Here is a 728-nt window from a genome sequence, read left to right as displayed (position 1 = left end):
ACGAACTGGCGGAATAGTAAAGCAATAGCGCTCGGTGAACGCTTTGTGCGCAACGGGCCGACGGCGGGCTAAACCTTCCTCGCCTTGATGAGGATCGAACGTTGGGTGCTGATACTTTGGGATCTACAATCCCTATACTGGTCGCGGTGCAATCGAGGGACTACTGCCCCATGGACCGCACAATGTCAGGGATGCCCTTGCCACCGACATCCTGAAGCAAACCGGTTCCTATGAGCAGGCGAGCTATGCGATCCAAGATACTCAGATGACCCAGCAGCACTACGGCCGTTTCCTGCCGCAAGACAAGGCAGCGCTCGCTGCCCGTATTTTGAATCAAGTCTGCGAGGCCGCCGCTTAGGGTCAGTAGAGGCCCTGGCTGGCGGAAAGACCAGCCCGGGCCTACTCCTGATCTCAGACATTGATTGCGCTGGCCTCTACCATATTGTTTTCATTGGTGTCGCGCTTGATGGAGGTCGTTATTCTGATAAAAGCATGATAAAAATGGAATCGGCCGAGCCCTTCCAGAACGCCAGGCTTTTCACGAGGCTACGGGCAACGGATCGGTACCTTCACTTAGGATCGCAAGATACCGCCGATAGCTGAATACACGCCCTCGCTTCCGGCCGGTCACCTCCTCAACCACACCAAAACGTTCCAAATTCGTCAGTGCTGCATTAACGGTTGGTGCCGATAGGCCCGTCAGTTCGGTGAGTTGTCCAGGCGTCAGG

2 pseudogenes are annotated in these 728 nt (G+C 55.6%); one reads left to right on the top strand and one right to left on the bottom strand.

The window, feature by feature from the left end:
* Window positions 1-115: 115 nt before the first annotated feature.
* A pseudogene (locus AC1D35_RS36630) lies at window positions 116-358 on the top strand (hypothetical protein); the annotation flags it as partial.
* Between the two features lie 180 nt (window positions 359-538).
* Here AC1D35_RS36630 and AC1D35_RS36625 read toward each other — a convergent pair.
* Window positions 539-728, bottom strand: a pseudogene (locus AC1D35_RS36625) (Fic family protein); the annotation flags it as partial.

This window comes from Rhizobium sp. P1_E6 (genome assembly GCF_056405875.1).
The sequence above is the reverse complement of the archived record's forward strand: the minus strand, read 5'-3'. Positions and strand labels throughout refer to the sequence as shown.